Genomic DNA, 23516 nt, shown 5'->3' with positions numbered 1-23516 from the left:
AAGCAAACTTAACAATATCTTAGAAAAAGCTTAATCCAGATATTCTTTCTTCTCTAGATGTAAGGCAATCATGTGCCACTCTGGGTCCTCTCGCCAATTAGGTAGGGAGCTGATATAGCTGGCTACCTTTCTGGCTTCCTCAAGAATTGGGAAATCTTCGATGATATCAGCCACATGAAACTCTGGTAGACCTGACTGTTTAGTTCCAAAAATTTCACCAGAGCCTCGCATTTTCAAATCTTCTTCTGCAAGGACAAAACCATTGGTCGTTTCCGTCATGATACGCATGCGGTCTTTCCCAGAGTCAGTTTTTGGATTGGCCACTAGAACTGCATAGGACTGCTTGTCTCCACGACCGACACGACCTCTGAGCTGGTGAAGTTGACTAAGTCCGAAACGGTCAGCATCCATGATAATCATGACTGTCGCATTTGGAACATTGACCCCAACTTCGATAACCGTTGTAGAGACCAGGATATCTGTCTTTCTCTCTTTGAAATCCTGCATAATCTGGTCTTTTTCATCACTCTTCATCTTACCATGTAAAAGAGCAACTCTTGCTTTCCCAGAAAAATGAGTTGTTAACTCCTCTGACAGAGCGATAGCATTTTTAAGGTCCAAGGCTTCAGATTCTTCAATCAAAGGAGAGATAACATAGACTTGGGAGCCTTTCTGAATCTCACCCTCCAACCAAGTCAAGACCTGTGGCAACTGTTCATGCTTGATCCAGCGAGTTACGATGGGTTTGCGTCCAGCAGGCATCTGATCAATAATAGAAACATCCATATCTCCAAATGCAGTGATGGCTAAGGTCCGTGGTATGGGAGTTGCCGTCATCATGAGGACATCTGGATTTTCACCTTTTTCCCGTAAAATACGCCTTTGCCCTACACCAAAGCGGTGTTGCTCATCGATGATAATCAAGCCGAGTCGGGCATAATCCACGCCGTCTTGTATAAGAGCATGGGTTCCGATAATCACATCGGCTCCCCCCTTAGCAATGGTTTCCAAGACCTTGCGTTTTTCTGCAGCTTTCAATGAACCTGTTAGAAGAGCTAATTTCAAATCAGGAAAGAGACTCTCTAGACTTTCAAAATGCTGCTCTGCAAGAATCTCTGTTGGAACCATGAGGGCAGCCTGATACCCTGCCGTTACAGCTGCATACATAGCAAGACCTGCAACCACTGTCTTCCCACTTCCTACATCCCCTTGTAAGAGTCGATTCATGTGATGGTCCGACTTCATATCTGTTAGAATTTCTTGTAGGCTTTTTTCTTGGGCTTGGGTCAAGGCAAAAGGCAATTTCTCTTTCACTGCAGTTAGTTTTTCCTGAGACCAATTTAGGACCAGACCACTTCCATGGACCTTATTTTCAGACTTGAGGGTCTGTAATTGCATTTGGAAATAAAAGAGTTCTTCAAATTTGATTCGACGGAGAGCCTGTTTGTATTCTGCCAAATCTTTAGGAAAGTGCATGGCACGAACAGCCTGACTACGGGGCATGAGTTTGTATTTATCTAGCAAGGACTGGGGGATGTTTTCTTCTATCAAGAGGTCCAGTCCCTGATCAAAGGCGGTCTTGATGACCTTAACAAGTCCTGCTTGACTGACGCCTTGTGCCAGACGATAGACAGGCTGGAGGTCATCCTCGACTTGAGCTAAAACCTTCATGCCTGTGAGGCTTGCCTTGGCACGATCCCACTTGCCAAAGACAGCCAAGGTTGCTCCTAGTTCAATCTTGTCTGCTAGGTAGGGTTGGTTGAAGAAATTAACTGCAAAAACAACCTCTCCCTGCTTGAGGCTAAAACGTAGGCGATTGCGCTTAAAACCATAATACTGAACACTGGCTGGTGTCACTACCTGACCAGATAAAACAGCCTTTTCACCGTCTTCTAGCTCTAGCACCTGCTTAGTCTTAAAATCTTCATAACGGAAAGGGAAGTAGAGCAAGAGATCTTGCAAGTTTTCAATTCCTAGTTTGGCATATTTCTCTGCTGATTTAGGTCCTACTCCTGGTAAAACATGCAAGGGTTGATGTAAATTCATGCTCCTCTCCTTTCCATTTGTTTTTTTAATAATATTCTCTCGGAATGCGATCACTGAGGAGACAAACCACCTCATAATTAATGGTTCCTCGATGAACTGCTACATCTGTTGCAGTAATTTCTTTATCACCGTCTGAGCCAATCAAAGTTACCTTGGTACCCAATGGGTAAAGCTTAGATAAGCGAATGGTGATTTGGTCCATGGATACACGTCCTACAATGGGACACAATTGGCCATCCACCAGAACTGAGAAATGCTGCATGTCTCGTGTCCAACCATCTGCATAACCGATTGGCAAAGTGGCAATGACTTGCTTACTGTCTGCCTGATAAGTCGCTCCGTAGCCCATACAAGCTCCAGCCTCTACTGTTTTGACATGAACGATGGCTGTTTCCAAAGCTAAGGCTGGTTTTAGTTCATAAGGCAATTCCAATACTTGTCCACTTGGATTGAGACCATACATGGAATCCCCCATGCGAACAGCATTAAAAATCGTTTCCGCATGCCATAGAGTCGTTGCGGAGTTACTAGCATGAACGAATTTTGGCACTTCCTTCAAGTCATCTAGGATTCCCTTAAAACACTCTAACTGTTGCTTAAAGTAGGTATCTGACTCTTCATCTGCTGTTGCAAAGTGCGTAAAGATTCCCTCAACATTGGCTCCATGTTCCTTGAGTAAAGTTTGGGCTTGTTCGGCATCACTGGCACTTCTAAAACCAATTCGTCCCATGCCTGAGTCAATCTTAAGGTGAACGGTTAAACCAGTTAAGTCTGACTCAGTAGCAAGGAGATTCTCAATCCATTCCAATCCTGCCACTGTCAAGGTAATATCAAAATCCTTAGCCAATGAAAAAGATTCAACCTCAGATACTCCTAAAATAAGAATTTTCTTAGCGATACCTGCCTGACGGAGTTCGATGGCTTCATCAATATTTGACACACAAAAGCCATCTACATCATCCTGGATAGCTCTTGCAACAGCTATCGCTCCATGTCCATAGGCATTGGCTTTCACAACCGCCCATTTGAGGGTGCCTTTAGGAATGTGTGCTCCCATCTGTTGGATATTGTAGCGGATTGCTTCTAGATTAATAAAGGCCTTGGTTGGTCTATGTGGACTAGTTTTCATGATTTTCCTCCAAAATAACACTAGCTGTCACAAACTGTTCTGTATGGCTAATCGATAGCCAAACTTTTCCTGAAAATGGGGATTTGCTGAAGTAGGGAGCCCCTCTCTCATTGTTCAAAACTTCCAAGTCCTGAAAGCCCAGCTTGCCAATACCCGTTCCCATAGCCTTTGAAAAAGCTTCTTTAGCTGACCAACGACCAGCCAAATACTCGATCTGTCTACGACCTTTGAGACTGGCAAAGCGCTCCATTTCCATGTCTGTCAAGACACGCTGCGCAAAACCTTCTCTTTTTTCAACTGCATTTTGTATGGAAGCCAATTCTTGAATATCGATTCCGTGTCCAACTATCATTTTCTTCAAAAGGAGTTGAGATCCCCCAACTCCATCCTTTTCACTTATTTTATTAAGGTAGTATAGATTTCTTCTACCAAGGCTACTGTATTTTCCCAGCCTAGACATGGGTCTGTAATGGAACAACCAAAGACTTCTGGTTGGTTTTGGCGTCCATCCGCTAAGTAGGATTCAATCATGAAACCTCGAACTGTCTTCTTAATTTTTTCATTCCAGTCACGGTTGAGCAGAGCTTGACGAACAATTCGAACTTGCTCCATATATTGTTTCCCTGAATTATCATGGTTGGTATCAATCATGATGAAAGGATTCTCAAGGCCCATAGACTCGTAGCGACCGATAGCATTTAAGAGAGTTTCATAGTAGAAATTTGGTTCATTCTTCCCGTATTCATTCATAGCTCCACGAAGGATGACGTGAGCCAAGGGATTTCCTGAAGTTTCAACTTCTTGACCATGAAAGAGAAAGGTTTGTTTGTTTTGTGCAGCATAGATAGCATTAAACATCACAGATAGATTTCCAGAGGTTGGATTCTTCATCCCTACTGGTGCATCAATACCTGAAGCTACAAAACGGTGCTCCTGGTCTTCTACTGAACGTGCACCCACAGCATGGTAACTCACCAAGTCATCAACCAAAACCAGATTAGCTGGGTAGAGCATTTCATCCGCTGTGGTCAATCCAGTTTCTGTAATCACTCGATAATGAAGCTGACGAACAGCCTGCAAACCATTAATCAAGCTTGGAGCTTTAGAAGTATCTGGCTGATGAACCAACCCCTTATAGCCATCACCATTGGTACGTGGCTTTGCAGTATATACACGCATGACCATGAAAATCTTGTCCGCAACTTTTTTCTGCAAGTCTGCTAAACGGCGAGCATACTCAAGAACTGCTTCTTCATTGTCAGACGAACAAGGTCCAATGACCAAAAGGAGGCGGTCATCCTTTCCTGAAAGGATATCTGCTAATTCTTGGTCACGACTTTCCTTATGCTGCAAGGTTTCTGCAGATAATTGTGTTGCTGCCTTAATCGCCTCAATGTTGATTTCTTGGCCTTTCTCAATAAATGCCATATTATTCTCCTAGTTTTTGGTAGATTTCACGAACAAGAGCTTCAGTGTTTTCCCATCCTAAACATGGATCCGTGATCGACTTGCCAAAGACCTCAGGCTCATTTTGACGACCATCTTCTAGATAAGACTCAATCATGAACCCACGTACATATTTTTTAATCTTTTCATTCCAGTCGCGGTTAATCAAGGTCTGGCGAACGATACGAATCTGTTCCATGTATTGTTTCCCTGAGTTGTCATGGTTGGTATCGATGATAATGAATGGATTTTCAAGGCCCATTTGCTCATATTGGGCTATGGTATCCATCAAATTATCGTAGTAGTAGTTGGGAATATTTTTCCCGTATTCATTGAGGGCACCACGGAGAATAGCATGTGATAGAGGATTTCCAGTAGTTTCTACTTCTTTCCCTAAGAAAAGGAAGCTCTGCTTGTTTTGAGCGGCATAAATACCGTTGAACATAACATTGAGATTTCCAGAAGTTGGATTTTTAAAACCTGTTGCAAAATCTGCCCCGCTGGCTACAAAACGGTGCTGTTGGTCTTCAACCGAACGGGCTCCAACCGCCATATAAGAAATCAAATCATCTACCAAGGGAAGGTTCTCTGGATATAGCATTTCATCTGCCGTGGTCATTCCTGTTTCAGAAATAACACGGTAGTGCAAATGGCGAACGGCTTTGATTCCATTGATAAGGCTAGGTGCCTCTTTGGCATTTGGCTGGTGAATCAAGCCCTTATAACCATCACCATTAGTACGTGGTTTAGCTGTATAGACACGCATCACCATAAAGATACGGTCTTTCACTTCTTCTTGAAGTTTTGACAATCGCTTCGCATACTCAAGAACTGCCTCTTCATTGTCAGACGAGCAAGGGCCAATCACCAACAAAATACGTTGATCTTCTCCTCGAATAATCGCTTCAAGCTCTTGGTCACGTTGGAGTTTGTTAGCAAGTACTTGTCCTTCTAATTTAGACAAACTACGAACCTCTTCAATATCAATTTTCGGACTTTTTGCTGTAAATACCATCATTCATCTCCTTATAAAGCAAACGGATGCCAAGTGAAAATTCACTTTTCACTAGGCATCCGCCTGAAAATTAGTCATTCTTAACGTCGTTTACCGTGACAATTTTTAAATTTCTTACCAGAACCACATGGGCACAAGTCATTACGTTTCACCTGACTGAGGTCCAAATCAGCTGGAAGATTTGTTTGTTGCGCAGCAATATTTCGAGTCGCTGTCGTACTGATATGATGTTCAGCTTGTGGTCGCTCTTGTTCATGAATTTGTGCTTTCATCATCAAGCGAGTCACATCAAACTCAATCGAACCAATCATATCGTTAAACATACGGAAGCCTTCCGCTTGATATTCTACGACAGGGTTGTTTTGAGCATAACCACGAAGTCCAACAGCATTTCTCAACTGGTCAAGAGCATCGATGTGGTCTGTCCATTTATTATCAACAACACGTAGAATCAAGACTTTTTGGAATTCTTTAACAGCTTCTTCATCACGAAGTTTAGCAACTTGGCTATCGTAGACTTTCAATGCACGTTGGTATAGTTCATCCTTGATAGCTTGGTCTGACAAACCTTCTAGGTCTGAAAGTGAAATTGAATCTTCTGGAAGCAAGTTGTACTTGGCAAAGTTCAAGATTGCTTCAAGTTTTTCATCTTGTTTAGAACGAGCATGGCCATCTACAATTCGTCCAATCGTACGGCGAATCATAGCGTGAATTTCAGGAGCCAAGTCACGTTCTGCAGTGATAACATCATAGCGTTGTGCGTAGATGATCTCACGTTGTTCACGCATGACATCGTCATATTGAAGGACTTGTTTACGAGTATCGTAGTTATTTCCTTCAACACGTTTTTGTGCTGCTTCGACCTGACGTGTCAACATACGAGATTCAATGGCTTCGTCAGACATATTGAGACGTTCAAAGACACCTTTCAAACGTTCTGAACCGAAACGCTTCATCAAATCGTCTTCAAGTGACAAGTAGAACTGTGACTCACCTGGGTCACCTTGACGACCTGAACGCCCACGAAGCTGGTTATCGATACGACGGCTCTCGTGACGTTCTGTACCGATGACACAAAGACCACCAAGTTCACGAACCCCTTCACCAAGCTTAATATCGGTACCACGACCGGCCATGTTGGTTGCGATAGTGATTGCACCACGTTGACCAGCGTTCATGATGATTTGCGCTTCTCTGTAGTGGTTTTTAGCATTCAATACTTCGTGAGGTACGCCTGCTTCAACCAATTTCTTAGAAAGAAAATCACTGGTTTCAACGGCAACAGTACCTACCAAGACTGGTTGACCTTTTTGGTAACGCGCCTTAACATCTTCTACTACAGCCTTGAATTTTGCATCGAGGCTAGCGTAGAGAAGGTCGGAGTGGTCAATACGTTGGATTGGACGGTTGGTAGGAATTGGAATAACACGGATGTTATAGATTTCGCGAAATTCTTCTTCTTCCGTTTTACCAGTACCTGTCATACCTGCCAATTTTTTATACATACGGAAAAGGTTTTGGTAGGTGATTGATGCTGATGTCTTAGTTTCATCTTGGATTGGCACACCTTCTTTAGCTTCAATCGCTTGGTGCAAACCATCAGAGTAACGACGACCTTCCATGGTACGACCTGTAAATTGGTCGACAATCAAGATTTCTTGTTCTTCGCTGACCACATAGTCAATATCAAGAATCATGATGTAGTTGGCACGAAGGGCGTTGTCGATAAAGTGAGTCAAAGCCACATTTTCGATATCATAAAGATTTTCTAGTTTGAAGAAACTTTCAGCCTTGTCAATACCTGAATCAGACAAACCGATTGTCTTAGACTGAATATCAATGATGTAGTCATCTTTATCCAAAGACTTCACAAAGTGGTCAGCCATGTGGTAGAGCTGGCTTGTTTCAACTGCATTAGCTCCTGAAACGATCAATGGTGTACGAGCTTCGTCGATCAAGATAGAGTCAACCTCATCGACCAAGGCATAGTTGAGCGGACGTTGAACCATGTTCTCTGCACGAACAACCATGTTGTCACGAAGATAGTCGAAACCAATTTCTGAGTTTGTCGAATAAGTGATATCACAAAGATAAGCTTCTTTTTTCTCCATTGGAGATTTTGCAGCCAAGTTGATCCCTACTGACAAACCAAGCCATGAGTACAACTCACCCATCTCAGTCGCGTCACGTTCTGTAAGGTATTCGTTGACGGTAACTACGTGTACACCTTTTCCTGCAAGGGCATTAAGGTATACCGGCATTGTCGCTGTCAAGGTTTTCCCTTCACCTGTACGCATCTCTGGAACGTCACCGTGGTGAAGAACGATACCACCCATAACCTGAACCTTGTATGGGAAAAGTCCAAGAACACGCTTAGCTCCCTCACGTACAACCGCAAAGGCTTCGTACAAGAGTTGATCAAGGGTTTCACCATTTTGATAACGTTGCTTAAATTCTTCTGTCTTAGCTTGCAACTGCTCGTCTGTCAAAGCAGCCATTTCATCTTCGTATTTGAGGACTTTATCAGCCATCTTTTCTAAGCGGCGAAGTTCCCCTTTATCATTTTCGATGATTGTTTTTAATAAATTTGCCATTTTTTTCCTTACTTTAAATTCTGAATATTTTAGAATGTTCTTTTTATTGTAGCATATTTGCCCAGCTTTTTCAAGAAAGAATCCGTGTTTATACAAGCTAAAAAAGGCTCATTTAGAGCCTTTTGTTGTAAATGTTCAAACTATTACTAATCATTGATTTTCTTTTAGAAATTTCAAGCCTATTCTTTGGTTGTAGAAGTACTAAAGTCAACCTTTGGAGCTGTCTTAGCTTCTTCGCTTTCTTTAAAGGTTTCTGCCTCTTTAAAGTTCATCATGTTGGCGAAAAGAACTGTTGGGAAGCTTCTTAATTTTTGATTGTATTCTGTTGCCACTTTGTTGTAATCCTTACGGGCTACAAAGATACGATTTTCACTTCCAGCCAGTTCCGTCATGAGTTGTTCCACATTTTGATTGCTCTTGAGTTCTGGATAATTTTCTGTTAAGGAGATTAAGCGTGAGATGGCAGAACTCAACTCTCCTTGGGCCTCTTGATTTTCTTTTGAAGTTACGGAACCATTCCCAATTTTAGCACGAGCTTCTGCAATCTTGGTGAAAACCTCTGTCTCATGGTTCATCTGGCCTTTTACAGACTCTACCAAATTTCCAATCAAGTCAGAACGACGTTGAAGAGCTGTCGCTACATCGGCTTGCGCTTGTTCGACCTTGGTTTGTTCGGAGACAAGTCCGTTATAAGTGCCTACTACTGAGCAACCGCCAAGCAAGATAATAGCCAACAAAATGCTCAACACATAAATAATTCCTTTATTTTTCATATCTAAACCTACTTATTTCCTTAATTTTTACACGAACATTACCAATCATCGGATGACCCACCGCCATCGAAGCCACCACCGTCCCAGCTACTAGAAGAGTCTGAGCCTGAATCTGACCAAGAAGAACCTGAGTCGGATGAGTCACTAAACCACCATCCTCCGTCAGAGGAACCTCCTCCTCGGCCACCGCCGCCTCCTCTAATAATAGCTATAAATACGATAATGAAATAAATGATTATCCCGACTCCGAACACATTGTCCATAGGGTCACTGTTCTTACGGTGACTAGATGAGCTACTATTGCGACTCGATTTTTTGCCACTGATACTTTCAGAATAACGTTTGATATCAGAGGATTCATCATCAGACGAGAAGGTCCCAGTTCCTCTATAAAACTGATTGTCCAATCCTTTGGCAATCGCTAGAATTCCTTTACTATAGTCACCAGTTTTAAAATCTGTACGGCTGGCTGCCAAGATCTGCTTGGTTTGATAGTCCGTTATTCTAATGGCGGTGTTATTACTGGTTTCAATTCTTGATTTACGGTCTTGAACGGCTACTACAATGAGACTTCCAAAATTATCTCCTGAATAGCCAATCTTCCAAGCCCTGGCAGTTTCATTAGCCACCGTTTCAATGCTTTCTCCTTCCAGACTATCTACAATATAGACGCCTATTTGAAGCTTTTCTGCCTTTTGGCTATTGGCTTCATTCAAATCACGAATCTGAGTAACTACTTCCTCTGTCAAATAATGATTTGGGTCATAGATACCATAGTCTGGTTTTTCAGGTGCAGTGAATGCTGATAGGAAGAAAAATGCCATCAGCAATCCAAGTAGACGCACCAAGAAAGGATTCTTTAACAATCTATCTTTTTTCATAATAACCTCCTTGTGCAAGGAAAATTGTTTAGAGCATTATAGCATTTTGACTTTTACAAAGAAAGTACCTTTCCATTACAAAACCGTGACAAGGACTAGGAAAATGATGTTAATTTGATGACAAATTTAGATCTACACTCTTAGTATCCTCTACAAAAAAGAAGGTCTGTTAACCTTCCTCTTTTTATCATTTTATTTCCGTTTTCTTGCGATCAGATGGATTGGCGTCCCCTCAAAGACGAAGGCCTTGCGGATTTGATTTTCCAAGAAACGCAAGTAAGAGAAGTGCATCAGTTCTTCTTCGTTGACAAAAATCACAAAGGTCGGTGGTTTAGTTGCCACTTGAGTCGCATAGAAGATCTTAAGACGTTTCCCTTTGTCTGTCGGTGTTGGGTTGATGGCGATAGCATCCATAATGACATCATTCAAGACTGCTGATGGGATACGTGTATTTTGACTCTCGCTGATTTGTTTAATCATCTCTGGAAGTTTGTGGAGACGTTGCTTGGTCAAAGCCGAAACAAAGATAATCGGTGCGTAAGGCAGATATTGGAACTGCTCACGGATATCCTCTTCCCAGTTTTTCATGGTGTGGTTATCTTTTTCAAGAGTATCCCACTTGTTAACTACGATGATCATCCCTTTACCAGCTTCGTGGGCAAATCCAGCGATACGCTTATCATACTCACGGATGCCTTCTTCGGCATTGAGGACCATCAAGACTACATCTGAACGGTCAATAGCTCGCATGGCACGCATGACTGAGTATTTCTCTGTGTTTTCATAGACTTTACCAGACTTACGCATACCAGCCGTATCAATCATGGTAAACTCTTGGCCATCCGCATCTGTAAAATGTGTATCAATGGCATCACGAGTTGTACCAGCTACAGGACTGGCAATTACGCGATCTTCTCCCAAAATAGCATTAATCAAGCTAGATTTTCCGACATTCGGGCGACCAATCAAGCTGAATTTAATGACATCTGGATTTTCATCTTCGACTTCATGTGGGAGATTTTCGACGATGGCATCTAATACATCCCCTGTACCAATCCCGTGCACAGATGAAATTGGCAATGGCTCTCCCAATCCAAGAGCATAGAAATCATAGATATCATTTCTCATTTCCGGATTGTCAACCTTGTTAACTGCAAGGATAACAGGTTTATGAGTTTTATATAGTTTACGGGCTACGTATTCGTCAGCATCCGTAATTCCTTCTTTTCCAGAAACTACAAAAACGATGACATCAGCTTCTTCCATGGCAATCTCTGCCTGGTGCTTGATTTGTTCCATAAATGGAGCATCAACATCATCAATCCCTCCAGTATCAATCATACTGAAAGAACGGTTAAGCCATTCACCAGTAGCATAGATACGGTCCCGTGTCACTCCTTCGACATCTTCTACGATTGAGATGCGTTCCCCTGCAATACGGTTAAACAGGGTTGATTTCCCAACATTGGGACGTCCTACGATGGCAACAGTTGGTAAGGCCATGTTTTCTCACTTTCTACAATAAGTTCTTTTGTTCAAGATTTTCTCTAGTTGAGCTTGGTTCAGGCTGACCGAATTGCTCTGCAAGACGTTGACTCCAAGTTGTAGTCGCACGAGCTCCTGCATATTCGGTCTGCACACGGTCATAGGCTTCAATAGCCTCAGCTGTTTGTTCTTGATATTCTTCCTCAAAAACAACATTTTCGAGTGGTAATCTTGGTTTTACATCATGTTTTTGGTTCGGCACACCGAGTGCAATCCCAAAAACTGGATAGGTATAGTCAGGAAGCTTGAACAATTCTGCTAATTCAACAGATTTGTAACGCACCAAACCGATAATTACTCCTCCATAGCCAAGGCTTTCTGCCGCAAGCAAAGTATTCTGTCCAGCCAAGGCTGCATCTACTGAAGTGATTAGGAGACCTTCCACTCCTTGAGGTTGGAAAGTATCGGTATGGAGACGAGCCCCTTTTTCTGCACGGTTTAAATCTCCTACAAAGAGGAGGAAGGCGGCAGACTGACGAATCGCTTCCTGAGGAACCAGCTCAAAAAGAGCATCTTTCTTTTCTTGACTTCTGACTAGAATCACAGAATAAGATTGGAAATTTTTCCAAGAAGAAGCCATTTGGGCAGCTGTTAAAATCTCATTCAAGTCCTCTTGTGGAATCTCTTCTTCCTTAAATCTGCGCACTGATGAGTGGCTTTGCATTAATTTAATCGTTTCTGTCATCGACGATTTTCTCCTTCTAATCTTGTTTCCTCTGCTAAATAACGAATACGCTCCATGACACGTCTGGCTTCCCAAGTTTCATCGTTTCCGTTCTTGCCTTTTGCAAAATGTTTTTCCAAATCTTCAAAATTGAAGTTGGAAGTAAAAAAGGTTGGTAAATCTTCTTGCATACGATACTGAAGAATGACTTGCAAGACTTCATCACGGACCCAAGGTGTTGACTGTTCCGCACCAATGTCATCCAAAATCAAGACTTCCGCTTGCTTGATTTCATCCACCAAATTCTTGACATTTCCATCACCGATAGCATTTTTGACATCAATGACAAAGCTCGGATAATGGAGAAGAGTTGATGAAACGCCACGTTTTTCTGACAAATCATGGGCTAGGGCAGCCACCATAAAGCTCTTTCCTACCCCAAAATCTCCATAGAGATAGAGACCTTTACGGTTTTCTGGGTAATCATTAACAAATTTGATCATTCTATTTAGAACAGCTAAACGTGCAACATCATCACGATAAACATCTAAAAAGCTGACATTTTTCAAACTAGATGGTAAATTGATTAATTTTAGACGTTTCTTAATAGCTGCTTCTTTTTCAGCCGCAATCAGTTCCGGAGTTTCCTCATAGGATACATCTGCGTAACCATGGTTCATGACCAGGATAGGCTTGTAACCACGCGCGATATAGTCTGTATCTCCGCGAAGGAACTTATCACGCTCGGTGATGTATTGGTTAAACTTAGAGATACTACGATTCAATTCCTCTTGACTGAGAGATTCCTTCTGGATAAAAGCCGCAACATCAGGATCTTTTACAATTTGATGGACCAGGTCCTGGTATTGAAAACGGCTGGGATGACCTTTTAGCACATCTCCTACACTTTCCATCTATTCACCTCCATTATCTAATTTCGCTAATAATTCTAGGGTTTGGCGTTCCATTTCTTCCAATTCCTCAGCTGATGACGTGTTTTTATATTCTGGATTACTCCATTTAGGAACATTGGTTTTTGCCTGGCTTGTCTTCGCTGTTTTTGATTCTTGCCCCTTTTGATTTTTTTCTCTAATTCGAAGCACAGCCTCTTCAGCAGTTCTGACTTTGTTATAAGAGTAATCATTGGCCACTTTCATGGCATATTTTTCATTGAGATTGGCCGAATCAACCTTGTTGAAGGTCAAGAGGATAACGACATTGATAACTTCATCAAGCAAGCCTAAATCTGCCATCTGTTTTAGCAAATCGCGTTCGGCTTGGATAATTCCAGCATTTAGTGTTTGTTTGATTCCCGCTAAAAATTGCAAGGCAGTTTTACTTTTAGCTTCTCGGATAATGGTTGCTTCTTGGGGACTAAAGTCCGATGCAACAGACTCTTGCGCTAATTTTTCACGCATGCGCTTGACAGAAATAACTTGTGAAACAGCTGTTCCTTTAGCTAGTTGATAGGTTTCAAACCAGGTCCATTTTTTCTCATCAGCAATTTTAAATAACTCTAAAACATCTGACTGTTCATCTTGGAAACGGAGATTATCTCTCGCCATAAGCTGACGAAAATGCTCCAAATCAAAATCATTTTTAAAATCAGCTGTTACTGGTGTCTCATCATGACTAGCCAATTCTTCTATCTCTGGAAAGGCCTGACTCAAAGGAACAGTCAAAGGCTCTCCGCCAGCCTGCTCTTGGCGCAAATCAGAAACTGCTGGCTCACCGATTTTTTTCTCCAATAAGGTACGATAAACCGTATGACGCAAGAAATCCGAGCTAGAAAGCGTTGGATGAATAGCAAGTTCATAGCCGTCACCCTTTTGATAGAGGGTAACCAAATTGAAGGCTGATAAGATTTTAAAAGCCTTTAACAGCCTATCCATCCCAAAATTGAGATGATTGAGGATAGCTGCAAACAGGTGTTCTTTTTGTCCATCATCCCAAAAAGCTAAGGTATAAAGGTAAAGACTCAGCGCATCCTGACCGATAATCGGGAGGTAGCACTGCACCAAAGTTGTGGGATCTTGCGACACCCGATTATTCTTTAGAAAAGAAAAACGATCATTAGGCTTCATTTATTTTTCCTTTTTCTTCTTTGAAGATTGCGTAATTTGTTTGAGAAGATTTTCGAGCTCACTCACGTCTTTAAAGCTACGATAGACGCTGGCGAAACGAACGTAAGTGATTTCATCCAGTTCAGCCAATTCTTCCATGACCAGAGAACCAATATCTTCGCTTTGAATTTCATTATCATTGCGACTGAGGAGTTTTTGTTCGATACGATTGACCACCATGCCAATCTCATCACTAGACACCGGACGTTTTTGAGCCGAACGAATAATCCCGTTAAAGATTTTATCTCTGGAGAACTGTTCCCGTGTACCATCCTTCTTGACCACAACCAGCGTTCTCTCTTCTACACGTTCATAGGTCGTAAAACGATGCTGACATTCTTCACACTCACGTCTACGTCTAATGGTATTTCCTTCTTCGGCCTGGCGACTATCGATAACACTGGATTTAGTAGCGCCACATTTTGGACAACGCATGCCTTCCCCTCCTTGTCGTTTTCTTTTCATTATACCATTTTTTTGAGCAATTCCCAAAATAATTCTCCTTTTGACTTGACAAGTTTCTTGTTTAGTTGTATTATTTAAGTGATACAAAAAGAAATTGTTGAAAGGAGACCGTGATGTCCTGGACATTTGATAACAACAAACCCATTTATTTGCAGATAATGGATAAGATCAAACTGCAAATCGTTTCTCATAAACTAGAACCCAACCAACAACTGCCAACTGTCAGAGAACTGGCTAGCGAGGCTGGCGTCAATCCTAATACCATCCAACGTGCCCTATCAGACCTAGAAAGAGAAGGCTTCGTATACACCAAGCGGACTGCAGGGCGTTTTGTCACCGAGGATTTGGACCTAATCCTCCAATCCCGGAAGCAACTATCAGAAGAACAGTTGCAGCAATTTGTAATAGGTATGGTAGAATTTGGCTATGAAAAAGAAGAACTACCAACTGTTTTGAGAGATTATATTGAAGGAGTTTAGACTATGACCTTGTTAACGTTTGAAAATGTTTCAAAATTCTATGGAGCAAGCCCTGCTCTTCAAAATGTTTCCCTTGAAATTTCAGCAGGGAAGATTGTGGGGCTCCTTGGCCCAAACGGTTCCGGAAAAACAACCCTGATTAAACTAATCAACGGCTTGTTACAACCTGATGGAGGACGTATTCTTATCAACGATATGGAACCAAGCCCAGCAACTAAGGCTATCGTTTCTTATCTACCTGATACGACCTATCTCAACGAACAGATGAAGGTCAAAGAAGCTCTTACCTTTTTCAAGACCTTCTATAAAGATTTTAATCTGGAACGTGCTCAAGGTCTTCTTCGTGACCTTGGTATCGATGAGAATAGCCGTTTCAAGAAACTATCAAAAGGAAACAAAGAAAAAGTTCAGTTGATCCTGGTCATGAGTCGTGACGCTCGTCTATACGTCCTTGACGAACCAATCGGTGGTGTCGATCCCGCAGCGCGTGACTACATCTTGAACACCATCATCAACAACTACTCTCCAACTTCGACTGTCTTGATTTCAACTCACTTGATTTCAGATATCGAGCCTATCTTGGATGAGATTATTTTCCTCAAGGACGGAAAAGTCGTCCGTCAAGGGAATGTGGATGATATTCGTTACGAGTCAGGTGAATCAATTGACCAGCTCTTCCGTCACGAATTCAAAGCCTAGTTAAAGGAGATTGTTATGTTTTGGAATTTAGTTCGTTATGAATTTAAAAATGTCAACAAATGGTTTTTAGCCCTCTATGCAGCCGTACTATCCTTATCTGTCATCATAGGTATTCAGGGCAGTAGCCTCTCAAGCACCTATTATCAAGATAAGGGCGTTGTCATGTTAGTATTTCTATCTCTGGTTTTTGGGGGATTGGTTATTACTTTGAGTATTTCAACCTTGATTTTGATTATTCAACGATTTAAGGGAAGTGTTTATGATCGTCGTGGCTATCTAACACTCACCCTGCCAGTATCTGAACACCAGATCCTCTCCGCTAAACTGCTTGGAGCCTTTGTTTGGTCTTTGGCGAGTACAGTGGTCTTTCTTTTTAGTCTTTACATCATCATTGTCATGGTTTATCCAGGCGCTTACCTATCTACCTTTGCCGAGTATATGCTAAAAAATTATCAAGATAATTTCTGGTTAGCCTTGATTTCCTATATTTTTAACACTCTTGCAGGTATTCTTTGTATCTACTTGTCTATCTCTATCGGCCAACTCTTTAATGAATACCGTACAGCTCTTGCGGTCGTCGCCTACATCGCCATCCAAGTTGTTCTTGGATTTATCACCCTCAATCTTCGCATCGATTTCGACTACAATTGGGTATTATCCTTTGAAATTTTCAAAGACTTAATCCTTAGCGTCGGCTTCTATCTCGGAACCTACTACATCTTGAAGAACAAAGTTAATCTACAATAATGAATAAAGCCCCTAGCAAATAAAGCTAGGGGCTTCTTTTTACACAAAGAAATATAACATTCTTATTTTTTAACTCAATATCAAACCTGCTACGATGGGACTTACAAATACATAGAGAATACCGGTGACACCGATAGCCAGACCACCCATAGCACCTGCAACTGGTCCATAGCTAAAAGCTGTTCCAGTCCCAACTGCGTGACCAGTTCCTCCAAGAGCAAGACCAGCAGCTACTGGATCGTCAATTTTTAGCCATTTTAAAAGTGTTGGTCCAATAACGCTAGTCAAAATGCCAGTTGCTACCACAACTACCAAGGTGATCGTCGCTATCCCTTGTAGCTTATCCGTAATTCCAACTGCCATGGCCGTCGTTACAGACTTTGGGAAAAGCGAAATCGCCAAGAAGAAATCCATACCGAAAAATTTTGCAACTAAAGCTGTAAAAACTGTATTTACAACAACAGCAAGGAAACTACTTAGTAGAATACTTCTAACATGGTGTTTCATGAGGTGAAAACTCTTATAAAGAGGAATTCCTAAAGCTACTGTTGAAGGAACAATCAAGTTATTGAGGTAGACCCCACCTTGATAATAGGCAACATAAGAAATACCAGTCAGTTTTAGAAAAGCAATGATAAATAAAGTTGCTAGCAGCAAGGGAGTGGTCAGAGGATGAGGGTACCGTCTAAAGATAATCATGCCTCCAAGATAAGCCAAAATGGACAAGGCTATCCCAAAAAGTGGATTGGATACAAATTCGCTCATTTGGCACCTCTTTCTTCGTAATCTCCTTCATAACGCTTTTTGATAAACTGAACTACAAGCGCAATCAAGATAATATTGATAACTGCTGCAAAAAAGACAATCAAGACAATGGGCAATAAATAAGGAGCAATCACATCAAATTTCTCCATAATCCCAACTGCAGGAGGCAAAAATAGAATAGTCATATTAGCTAGGAGAAAATTCCCAACCATGTTGACATGACGTACCCGCAACCACTTGAACTGCAAGGCTAAAAATAAAATAATTAAACCAATAATGCTTCCAGGAATAGGCAAATGGAAAAAGCTAGAGATTCCCTCACCAATCAGTGAAATGACAAAGAGAATCATTAACTGAACATATAATTTCATCGTTTACCCCACAAATAGATTTTCTGCATACCAGTTTACTCTTTTTTCTGAAAATTTCAAGGAAATACACAAGAAACATCCTTCTTGCTATCTATTCCAAAAAGTTGTATACTAATTGCGTGCGCAAGCATCTCAGATAGGCAAATCTGTTTATAACTACCATATAGAAAGGAGATTGATATGACTTACTTAGAAAAATGGTTTGACTTCAACCGCCGACAAGTAGAGCTAGAAGCCCTTTTAGAGCAAACGATTGCTGAGCAGAGTGACCAAAGCCTAACGCTCAAAGAATTCTATCTCTTGCACTTTTTAAATCAGGCTCAAGAAAAATCTTTGAGACAGATTGACCTGCCGGACAAACTCCATCTGAGTCCAAGCGCAGTATCACGGATGGTAGCACGACTAGAAGCTAAAAACTGTGGTTTGCTTAGTCGGAGATGTTGCGACCAAGACAAGCGAGCTAGTTTTATCTGCCTGACTGACGAGGGACAAACAACCCTAGCTTACCTGCAAAAAGCCGTCGAAGAAAGACTGGAAATTAGTCTTGATTTCATTTCTTAATCAGATTTTCAAAAAAAGTTGCGTGCGCAATCAATTTTCTTGACATTCCTTTTTCCAAGGAGTAAAATGAAAACATAATTTAGCAAAGGAGAATCTTATGATTGAAATCACTTATCTTGATGCCAGCAAGCAAGAGAGAACCATGACCTTCGAGTCATACGAAGAATTTGAACGTTCTCAACATGCCTGCCTGATTGGTGTCGCAGACTACTACCCTGTCCAAAAAGTAACCTACAAGGGGCATGATTTGGACTACCATGGGACTTATGGAGATGTCTTCTTCTATCTCATGAAACAAGATTTAAGCCAATATAATTAAAAAGGAGAAATACTATGGCAAAAGCAATTACAGATGCAACATTCGAACAAGAAACTAAAGACGGATTGGTCTTGGTAGACTTCTGGGCAACTTGGTGTGGTCCATGTCGTATGCAAGGTCCAATCTTGGACAAATTGTCTGAAGAACTTTCAGAAGATGTCTTGAAGATCGTTAAAATGGACGTTGATGAAAATCCAAACACAGCTCGTGCATTTGGTATCATGTCTATCCCTACTCTTCTCTTCAAGAAAGATGGACAAGTGGTTAAACAAGTGGCAGGTGTCCACACAGCTGAACAAATCAAAGCCATCGTTGCTGAATTAAGCTAATCAAAGGAGAGACCAAATGCATTCATTTGGTCTCTTTTTTCTTGCCCTTTGCCATTTTTCAAAAAATATGCTAGACTGTAACTAGAATATTACGATGTTTGGGACATGCCATCGCTAAAAAAAACCTCTACTTGGTATTTTTTAGCTCCCTCTAGGGGGCTTTTTGCGTGCTCTGAACATTTCCCATTTTGGAAGGAGTACTATGAAACGTCAATCAGCCTTGGTCGTCTTTAGTGGCGGTCAAGATTCAACAACCTGCCTTTTCTGGGCCAAGCAACACTATGAAAGGGTCGAAGCCGTTACCTTTGCCTACGGTCAACGCCACCATTTAGAAATTCAAGTGGCCAAAGAAATCGCTGAGGAACAAGGAATTCGTCATCATATCCTAGATATGTCTCTGCTAGGACAAATTACTGAAAATGCTTTGACTTCAGATTTAGAAATTGAGCAAAAAGAAGGAGAGGTTCCTAATACCTTCGTTGACGGTCGCAATCATCTCTTTCTGTCCTTTGCGGCAGTCCTTGCCAAGCAGCGTGGAATTACGGATATCGTGACAGGAGTGTGCGAAACAGACTTCTCAGGTTATCCTGACTGTCGGGATGTCTTTGTCAAATCACTCAATGTCACGCTCAACCTCGCTATGGATTACGACTTTGTGATCCAAACGCCTCTCATGTGGCTAGACAAGGCTGAAACTTGGGAATTAGCTGACCAACTTGGTGCCTTTGACTACGTTCGTGAGAAGACCTTGACCTGCTACAATGGGATTATCGGTACTGGTTGTGGAGATTGTCCTGCCTGCCATCTACGCCAACATGGTTTAGAGGTTTATCTCTCTCAGAAAGGAGAGGCCTGATGTTTTTTGCCCCCAAAGAAATCAAACAAGAAACTGGGGAATCTCTTGTCTACAATCCTCACAGAACCTTAGTCTCAAAAGAATTTACCTTCGATGCTGCCCACCACCTCTTTCACTATGAAGGAAAATGCAAATCCCTACACGGTCACACTTATCATCTGCAAATCGCTGTCAGTGGATTTTTAGATGATAGAGGTATGACCTACGATTTCGGAGACATCAAAGCTATCTACAAGGACTACTTAGAGCCCCACTTGGATCATCGCTATCTCAATGAAACCCTGCCCTACATGAATACGACTGCTGAAAATATGGTCTACTGGATTTTCCAAACCATGAGTCAAGAGTTGCCAGACGAGCGCGGTCTCCGTTTGGAATATGTTCGCCTCTATGAAACTCCGACTGCCTTTGCAGAGTTTAGACGGGAGTGGTTAGATGACTAAGGAACGTGTCCTCAAACTACCAGTTCTAGAAATTTTTGGGCCTACCTTTCAAGGTGAAGGTCGTGCTATTGGCCAGAAAACCATGTTTGTCCGCACTGCTGGTTGCGACTACCACTGCGACTGGTGCGATTCCGCCTTTACTTGGGACGGTTCTGAAAAACCAACTCGTATGACAGCTGATGAAGTAATCGCTGAGTTAGACAAACTAGGAAGCTACGACTATGTCACCCTATCTGGGGGGAATCCTGCTATCCTAGCAGCCAACATGGCTGAGCTAGTAACCAAGCTCAAGGAACGTGGTATCACTCTTGCCGTTGAGACCCAAGGCTCCCGCTGGCAAAATTGGTTAAAAGACATCGACCAGGTCACTCTGAGTCCCAAGCCACCCTCATCCAAGATGGAAGTCAACTTTGAGACCTTGGACTTTATCGTTTCCCAACTAGATCCAGACAAAGTAACCTTTAAAATCCCTGTCTTTGATGATGCAGATCTAGCCTTCGCCAAAGGTATTCAAGAACGCTACCAACCAGATGTCCTCTTCTTATCGGCGGGAAATCCTGAGCCCAAGGCTACAGGCAATATTGTCCAAGATCAACTGGACCGCCTCAAAGAACTCTGGGAACGTGTCGCTACTGATGATAGCTGGGGCAATGTCCGCGTCCTTCCTCAACTCCATACCCTCCTCTACGATAACCAACGTGGTGTTTAAGAATAGAAAGAAAAAATCATGTCACAACAAGAAGAAATGAAAAACCTCAGCCTACTAGGCAACAAAGAAACCAACTACATTTTCGAGTATCAACCAGAAGTCCTGGAATCCTTTGACAATCGTCATGTAGAAAATGACTATTTCATCAAATTTAACTGCCCTGAATTTACCTCACTTTGCCCTATTACCGCTCAACCAGACTTCGCAACCATTTATATTTCCTACATTCCTGACAAGCTCTGTGTCGAGTCAAAATCCCTCAAACTCTACCTCTTTAGCTACCGAAACCATGGAGATTTTCATGAAAACTGTATCAACACTATTGGGAAAGACTTGGTCAACTTGCTAGACCCTCGCTATTTAGAAGTCTGGGGAAAATTTACACCTCGCGGTGGCATTTCAATCGACCCCTACTACAACTACGGTAGACCTGGAACCAAGTATGAAGGATTGGCAGAACAACGCCTCTTCCAACATGACCTCTATCCAGAGAAAATTGACAACCGTTAAACTCATACTCAATGAACATCAAAGAGCATACTAGGAAGCTAGCCGCAGGTTGCTCAAAACACTGCTTTGAGGTTGTAGATAAGACTGACGAAGTCAGCTCAAAACACTGTTTTGATGTTGCAGATAGAGCTGACGTGGTTTGAAGAGATTTTCGAAGAGTATCATACGAAAAAGCCCTGTTCCTCAAGATGAGAAGCAAGGCTTTTTAAGTTTCAATTATTCTTCAGTTCCAAGGAAGTTTTTAGCAACAAGGGCTGCAAGAACTCCACCAACGATTGGTGCAAGGATGAAAATCCAAACTTGTTGAAGTGCTGCGCCACCTACCAATACAGCAGGAGCCAAGCTACGAGCTGGGTTTACTGAAAGTCCAGTGATGTTCAAGCCAGCTAGAATCAAAGCTGTCAATGACAAACCGATCACCAAACCAGCGATTGCGCCATTTCCTTTGCTTGCTGAAGTTACAGTCATGATCACCAAAACAAACAAGAAAGTTGCGATTGTTTCAAACAAGAAACCACCAAAGACAGTTACACCGTTTGCCAAGGCATTTTCACCAAGACTTGCAGTTGACATTCCTGAATTTGCCAAGAGGAAGAACACAGATCCTGATGCAAGGAAAGCACCAACTACTTGACCAAGGATGTAGTTTACAAGTTCTGAAGATGACAAACGTTTGTTAACAAACATGGCAATAGAAACAGCTGGGTTCAAGTGAGCACCTGAAACAGTTCCGATTGAGAAAGCTGCAACTACGATTGCCAAACCAAAGGCAAGAGCAATTCCAAGGTGTCCAAGTCCTTCAATACCATTTCCAAAAACAACAGCTCCTGTTCCGATGAACACAAGCATAAAAGTACCGATCAATTCAGCAACAAATTTTTTCATATTAAGTCTCCTTTTTTCAAACTATGTATTAGTCTATCAGAAGGAGGAAAGGGTTTCAAGAAAAGTGCTTGGAAAATATTGTGCGCTTTTCCCCTTTACACGATAGTTTTATTTCTCTGACTCTAAATCTCACAAAGGAAAGTTATCAATCATTTTGGTTTTGAAAATATTCATTTTTCTAAAAAACCAGTCTTTATTTGACACTAATTTCACAAAGGTATATACTAAAAAGTGATAGGACTTCTTTTAGAGTCTATCACAACTCACTTATAACCCTTTGCTGTTCTTTTATGAACGTTTGAATGGTATCACGGATACCAAAGGAGGAATCATATGTCTAAAGTAGCTATTGTTACAGGTGCAGGTCAAGGAATCGGTTTTGCAATCGCAAAACGCTTGGTCCAAGATGGTTTTAAGGTTGGAGTATTAGACTACAATGCTGAAACAGCTGAAAAAGCAGTTGCTGAATTGTCAGCAGATAAAGCTTTTGCTGTTGTAGCTGATGTTTCTAAACAAGCGGAAGTTGCTGCAGCTTTTCAAAAAGTTGTAGATCATTTCGGAGACTTGAACGTTGTTGTAAACAACGCTGGTGTCGCTCCTACTACACCTCTGGATACAATTACAGAGGAACAATTCGCTCGCACATTTGCTATTAACGTCGGTGGTGTGATTTGGGGAGCACAAGCTGCTCAGGCTCAATTTAAAGCACTTGGTCACGGTGGTAAAATCATCAATGCTACTTCTCAAGCAGGTGTTGTCGGAAATCCAAACTTGACTGTTTACGGCGGTACAAAATTCGCCGTTCGTGGAATCACTCAAACATTGGCGCGTGATTTAGCAGATTCAGGCATCACTGTTAACGCCTATGCTCCAGGTATCGTTAAAACACCAATGATGTATGATATCGCTCATGAAGTTGGAAAAAATGCAGGAAAAGATGACGAGTGGGGTATGCAAACATTCGCAAAAGATATTACATTGAAACGTCTATCTGAACCAGAAGATGTCGCTGCAGCGGTTAGCTTCCTTGCTGGACCAGATTCAAACTACATTACAGGTCAAACCATTATCGTTGATGGTGGTATGCAATTCCATTAAAATTAAAAAAATGAGGTTGGATTAAATCCAACCTCATTTAATATCTGCGATTCTATATTGGAAT

Annotated in this window: 27 protein-coding genes; 11 read left to right on the top strand and 16 right to left on the bottom strand. The window is 41.8% G+C overall.

Features of this window, described 5'->3' with window-relative positions; translation table 11 throughout:
* Positions 1-30 precede the first annotated feature (30 nt).
* From recG to nrdR, 13 genes are all read right to left on the bottom strand, one after another.
* The gene (gene recG, locus ACXYSM_RS07235; protein WP_458634880.1) at positions 31-2121 is read right to left on the bottom strand and encodes an ATP-dependent DNA helicase RecG; all 2091 of its coding nucleotides are present in this window, start codon (positions 2119-2121) and stop codon (positions 31-33) included.
* Positions 2072-3175 (bottom strand): alanine racemase, encoded by a 1104-nt coding sequence (gene alr / locus ACXYSM_RS07230; RefSeq protein ID WP_458634879.1) that lies wholly within the window; start codon positions 3173-3175, stop codon positions 2072-2074. The genes recG and alr overlap by 50 nt, the downstream gene beginning before the upstream one ends.
* The gene (gene acpS, locus ACXYSM_RS07225; protein ID WP_458634878.1) at positions 3165-3527 is read right to left on the bottom strand and encodes a holo-ACP synthase; all 363 of its coding nucleotides are present in this window, start codon (positions 3525-3527) and stop codon (positions 3165-3167) included. Before acpS ends, alr begins: the two co-directional genes overlap by 11 nt.
* A gap of 44 nt (positions 3528-3571) precedes the next feature.
* On the bottom strand, positions 3572-4603 hold the full coding sequence (locus ACXYSM_RS07220; RefSeq protein WP_458634877.1) for a 3-deoxy-7-phosphoheptulonate synthase: 1032 nt from the start codon (positions 4601-4603) through the stop codon (positions 3572-3574).
* A gap of 1 nt (position 4604) precedes the next feature.
* Positions 4605-5636 carry a 3-deoxy-7-phosphoheptulonate synthase gene (locus ACXYSM_RS07215; protein WP_458634936.1) on the bottom strand — a complete coding sequence of 344 codons (1032 nt, stop codon included), beginning with the start codon at positions 5634-5636 and terminating at the stop codon, positions 4605-4607.
* Positions 5637-5716: 80 nt separating this feature from the next.
* A complete protein-coding gene (gene secA / locus ACXYSM_RS07210; protein WP_458634876.1) occupies positions 5717-8230 on the bottom strand; it encodes a preprotein translocase subunit SecA in 2514 nt (837 codons plus the stop codon).
* 179 nt (positions 8231-8409) lie between these two features.
* Positions 8410-9003: a LemA family protein gene (locus tag ACXYSM_RS07205; RefSeq protein ID WP_004250792.1), complete on the bottom strand. Its 594-nt coding sequence runs from the start codon at positions 9001-9003 to the stop codon at positions 8410-8412.
* A 38-nt stretch (positions 9004-9041) separates the two neighbouring features.
* On the bottom strand, positions 9042-9884 hold the full coding sequence (locus tag ACXYSM_RS07200; RefSeq protein ID WP_458634875.1) for a TPM domain-containing protein: 843 nt from the start codon (positions 9882-9884) through the stop codon (positions 9042-9044).
* Between the two features lie 192 nt (positions 9885-10076).
* A complete protein-coding gene (gene der / locus ACXYSM_RS07195) occupies positions 10077-11387 on the bottom strand; it encodes a ribosome biogenesis GTPase Der (RefSeq protein WP_004250788.1) in 1311 nt (436 codons plus the stop codon).
* 13 nt (positions 11388-11400) lie between these two features.
* Positions 11401-12114, bottom strand: coding sequence for an NADPH-dependent oxidoreductase (locus ACXYSM_RS07190; RefSeq protein ID WP_414254036.1), 714 nt, complete (start codon positions 12112-12114; stop codon positions 11401-11403).
* The gene (dnaI, locus tag ACXYSM_RS07185; RefSeq protein WP_004250785.1) at positions 12111-13007 is read right to left on the bottom strand and encodes a primosomal protein DnaI; all 897 of its coding nucleotides are present in this window, start codon (positions 13005-13007) and stop codon (positions 12111-12113) included. Before dnaI ends, ACXYSM_RS07190 begins: the two co-directional genes overlap by 4 nt.
* On the bottom strand, positions 13008-14177 hold the full coding sequence (locus ACXYSM_RS07180; protein WP_458634874.1) for a replication initiation and membrane attachment family protein: 1170 nt from the start codon (positions 14175-14177) through the stop codon (positions 13008-13010). It lies immediately after the preceding gene.
* The gene (gene nrdR, locus ACXYSM_RS07175; protein ID WP_004250782.1) at positions 14178-14651 is read right to left on the bottom strand and encodes a transcriptional regulator NrdR; all 474 of its coding nucleotides are present in this window, start codon (positions 14649-14651) and stop codon (positions 14178-14180) included.
* A 143-nt stretch (positions 14652-14794) separates the two neighbouring features.
* Here nrdR and ACXYSM_RS07170 point away from each other — a divergent pair, with 143 nt between their 5' ends.
* The 3 genes from ACXYSM_RS07170 to ACXYSM_RS07160 are packed head-to-tail and all read left to right on the top strand — an operon-like array spanning position 14795 to position 16606.
* Positions 14795-15160 (top strand): GntR family transcriptional regulator, encoded by a 366-nt coding sequence (locus ACXYSM_RS07170; RefSeq protein WP_458634873.1) that lies wholly within the window; start codon positions 14795-14797, stop codon positions 15158-15160.
* 3 nt (positions 15161-15163) lie between these two features.
* Positions 15164-15859, top strand: coding sequence for an ABC transporter ATP-binding protein (locus ACXYSM_RS07165; RefSeq protein ID WP_458634872.1), 696 nt, complete (start codon positions 15164-15166; stop codon positions 15857-15859).
* Positions 15860-15874: 15 nt separating this feature from the next.
* The gene (locus ACXYSM_RS07160; RefSeq protein WP_458634871.1) at positions 15875-16606 is read left to right on the top strand and encodes a hypothetical protein; all 732 of its coding nucleotides are present in this window, start codon (positions 15875-15877) and stop codon (positions 16604-16606) included.
* Between the two features lie 69 nt (positions 16607-16675).
* Here ACXYSM_RS07160 and ACXYSM_RS07155 read toward each other — a convergent pair whose 3' ends face one another.
* Positions 16676-17371, bottom strand: coding sequence for an LrgB family protein (locus tag ACXYSM_RS07155; protein WP_314944349.1), 696 nt, complete (start codon positions 17369-17371; stop codon positions 16676-16678).
* Complete coding sequence (locus ACXYSM_RS07150) at positions 17368-17742, bottom strand: CidA/LrgA family protein (RefSeq protein ID WP_004250774.1); 375 nt, start codon at positions 17740-17742, stop codon at positions 17368-17370. Before ACXYSM_RS07150 ends, ACXYSM_RS07155 begins: the two co-directional genes overlap by 4 nt.
* Before the next feature lie 180 nt (positions 17743-17922).
* Between ACXYSM_RS07150 and ACXYSM_RS07145 the strand changes: the two genes are divergently transcribed.
* From ACXYSM_RS07145 to queF, 7 genes are all read left to right on the top strand, one after another.
* Complete coding sequence (locus tag ACXYSM_RS07145; protein WP_458634870.1) at positions 17923-18303, top strand: MarR family winged helix-turn-helix transcriptional regulator; 381 nt, start codon at positions 17923-17925, stop codon at positions 18301-18303.
* A gap of 97 nt (positions 18304-18400) precedes the next feature.
* Positions 18401-18622, top strand: coding sequence for a DUF4649 family protein (locus ACXYSM_RS07140; protein WP_004250771.1), 222 nt, complete (start codon positions 18401-18403; stop codon positions 18620-18622).
* A gap of 14 nt (positions 18623-18636) precedes the next feature.
* Positions 18637-18951 (top strand): thioredoxin, encoded by a 315-nt coding sequence (gene trxA / locus ACXYSM_RS07135; protein ID WP_001029581.1) that lies wholly within the window; start codon positions 18637-18639, stop codon positions 18949-18951.
* A gap of 202 nt (positions 18952-19153) precedes the next feature.
* Positions 19154-19807: a 7-cyano-7-deazaguanine synthase QueC gene (gene queC / locus ACXYSM_RS07130; RefSeq protein ID WP_004250769.1), complete on the top strand. Its 654-nt coding sequence runs from the start codon at positions 19154-19156 to the stop codon at positions 19805-19807.
* Positions 19807-20250 carry a 6-carboxytetrahydropterin synthase QueD gene (gene queD, locus ACXYSM_RS07125; protein WP_000464566.1) on the top strand — a complete coding sequence of 148 codons (444 nt, stop codon included), beginning with the start codon at positions 19807-19809 and terminating at the stop codon, positions 20248-20250. The genes queC and queD overlap by 1 nt, the downstream gene beginning before the upstream one ends.
* Positions 20243-20959 (top strand): 7-carboxy-7-deazaguanine synthase QueE, encoded by a 717-nt coding sequence (gene queE, locus ACXYSM_RS07120; protein ID WP_458634869.1) that lies wholly within the window; start codon positions 20243-20245, stop codon positions 20957-20959. The genes queD and queE overlap by 8 nt, the downstream gene beginning before the upstream one ends.
* An 18-nt stretch (positions 20960-20977) precedes the next feature.
* Positions 20978-21469 (top strand): preQ(1) synthase, encoded by a 492-nt coding sequence (gene queF / locus ACXYSM_RS07115; RefSeq protein WP_000082589.1) that lies wholly within the window; start codon positions 20978-20980, stop codon positions 21467-21469.
* A 216-nt stretch (positions 21470-21685) separates the two neighbouring features.
* Here queF and ACXYSM_RS07110 read toward each other — a convergent pair whose 3' ends face one another.
* Positions 21686-22354, bottom strand: coding sequence for an MIP/aquaporin family protein (locus tag ACXYSM_RS07110; RefSeq protein WP_458634868.1), 669 nt, complete (start codon positions 22352-22354; stop codon positions 21686-21688).
* A 333-nt stretch (positions 22355-22687) separates the two neighbouring features.
* On the opposite strand from ACXYSM_RS07110, the gene ACXYSM_RS07105 reads away from it, so the two are divergent.
* Entirely contained in the window at positions 22688-23452 is a 765-nt protein-coding gene (locus tag ACXYSM_RS07105; protein WP_458634867.1) for a (S)-acetoin forming diacetyl reductase, read from the top strand.
* Positions 23453-23516 lie beyond the last annotated feature (64 nt).

The sequence above is a fragment of the Streptococcus sp. V940 genome, from assembly GCF_054353495.1.
This window is presented reverse-complemented; position numbering and strand designations above follow the sequence as displayed.

What these genes read in the sequence shown, in the direction of transcription:
- ACXYSM_RS07205 (WP_004250792.1), bottom strand. Translation starts at nt 9,003, where the DNA reads ATGAAAAATAAAGGAATTATTTATGTGTTGAGCATTTTGTTGGCTATT.
- ACXYSM_RS07165 (WP_458634872.1), top strand. Translation starts at nt 15,164, where the DNA reads ATGACCTTGTTAACGTTTGAAAATGTTTCAAAATTCTATGGAGCAAGC.
- ACXYSM_RS07160 (WP_458634871.1), top strand. Translation starts at nt 15,875, where the DNA reads ATGTTTTGGAATTTAGTTCGTTATGAATTTAAAAATGTCAACAAATGG.
- secA (WP_458634876.1), bottom strand. Translation starts at nt 8,230, where the DNA reads ATGGCAAATTTATTAAAAACAATCATCGAAAATGATAAAGGGGAACTT.
- queD (WP_000464566.1), top strand. Translation starts at nt 19,807, where the DNA reads ATGTTTTTTGCCCCCAAAGAAATCAAACAAGAAACTGGGGAATCTCTT.
- ACXYSM_RS07110 (WP_458634868.1), bottom strand. Translation starts at nt 22,354, where the DNA reads ATGAAAAAATTTGTTGCTGAATTGATCGGTACTTTTATGCTTGTGTTC.
- ACXYSM_RS07155 (WP_314944349.1), bottom strand. Translation starts at nt 17,371, where the DNA reads ATGAGCGAATTTGTATCCAATCCACTTTTTGGGATAGCCTTGTCCATT.
- nrdR (WP_004250782.1), bottom strand. Translation starts at nt 14,651, where the DNA reads ATGCGTTGTCCAAAATGTGGCGCTACTAAATCCAGTGTTATCGATAGT.
- alr (WP_458634879.1), bottom strand. Translation starts at nt 3,175, where the DNA reads ATGAAAACTAGTCCACATAGACCAACCAAGGCCTTTATTAATCTAGAA.
- queE (WP_458634869.1), top strand. Translation starts at nt 20,243, where the DNA reads ATGACTAAGGAACGTGTCCTCAAACTACCAGTTCTAGAAATTTTTGGG.
- dnaI (WP_004250785.1), bottom strand. Translation starts at nt 13,007, where the DNA reads ATGGAAAGTGTAGGAGATGTGCTAAAAGGTCATCCCAGCCGTTTTCAA.
- acpS (WP_458634878.1), bottom strand. Translation starts at nt 3,527, where the DNA reads ATGATAGTTGGACACGGAATCGATATTCAAGAATTGGCTTCCATACAA.
- trxA (WP_001029581.1), top strand. Translation starts at nt 18,637, where the DNA reads ATGGCAAAAGCAATTACAGATGCAACATTCGAACAAGAAACTAAAGAC.
- ACXYSM_RS07170 (WP_458634873.1), top strand. Translation starts at nt 14,795, where the DNA reads ATGTCCTGGACATTTGATAACAACAAACCCATTTATTTGCAGATAATG.
- queC (WP_004250769.1), top strand. Translation starts at nt 19,154, where the DNA reads ATGAAACGTCAATCAGCCTTGGTCGTCTTTAGTGGCGGTCAAGATTCA.
- ACXYSM_RS07150 (WP_004250774.1), bottom strand. Translation starts at nt 17,742, where the DNA reads ATGAAATTATATGTTCAGTTAATGATTCTCTTTGTCATTTCACTGATT.
- der (WP_004250788.1), bottom strand. Translation starts at nt 11,387, where the DNA reads ATGGCCTTACCAACTGTTGCCATCGTAGGACGTCCCAATGTTGGGAAA.
- ACXYSM_RS07145 (WP_458634870.1), top strand. Translation starts at nt 17,923, where the DNA reads ATGACTTACTTAGAAAAATGGTTTGACTTCAACCGCCGACAAGTAGAG.
- ACXYSM_RS07215 (WP_458634936.1), bottom strand. Translation starts at nt 5,636, where the DNA reads ATGGTATTTACAGCAAAAAGTCCGAAAATTGATATTGAAGAGGTTCGT.
- queF (WP_000082589.1), top strand. Translation starts at nt 20,978, where the DNA reads ATGTCACAACAAGAAGAAATGAAAAACCTCAGCCTACTAGGCAACAAA.
- ACXYSM_RS07105 (WP_458634867.1), top strand. Translation starts at nt 22,688, where the DNA reads ATGTCTAAAGTAGCTATTGTTACAGGTGCAGGTCAAGGAATCGGTTTT.
- ACXYSM_RS07140 (WP_004250771.1), top strand. Translation starts at nt 18,401, where the DNA reads ATGATTGAAATCACTTATCTTGATGCCAGCAAGCAAGAGAGAACCATG.
- ACXYSM_RS07200 (WP_458634875.1), bottom strand. Translation starts at nt 9,884, where the DNA reads ATGAAAAAAGATAGATTGTTAAAGAATCCTTTCTTGGTGCGTCTACTT.
- ACXYSM_RS07180 (WP_458634874.1), bottom strand. Translation starts at nt 14,177, where the DNA reads ATGAAGCCTAATGATCGTTTTTCTTTTCTAAAGAATAATCGGGTGTCG.
- ACXYSM_RS07220 (WP_458634877.1), bottom strand. Translation starts at nt 4,603, where the DNA reads ATGGCATTTATTGAGAAAGGCCAAGAAATCAACATTGAGGCGATTAAG.
- ACXYSM_RS07190 (WP_414254036.1), bottom strand. Translation starts at nt 12,114, where the DNA reads ATGACAGAAACGATTAAATTAATGCAAAGCCACTCATCAGTGCGCAGA.
- recG (WP_458634880.1), bottom strand. Translation starts at nt 2,121, where the DNA reads ATGAGGTGGTTTGTCTCCTCAGTGATCGCATTCCGAGAGAATATTATT.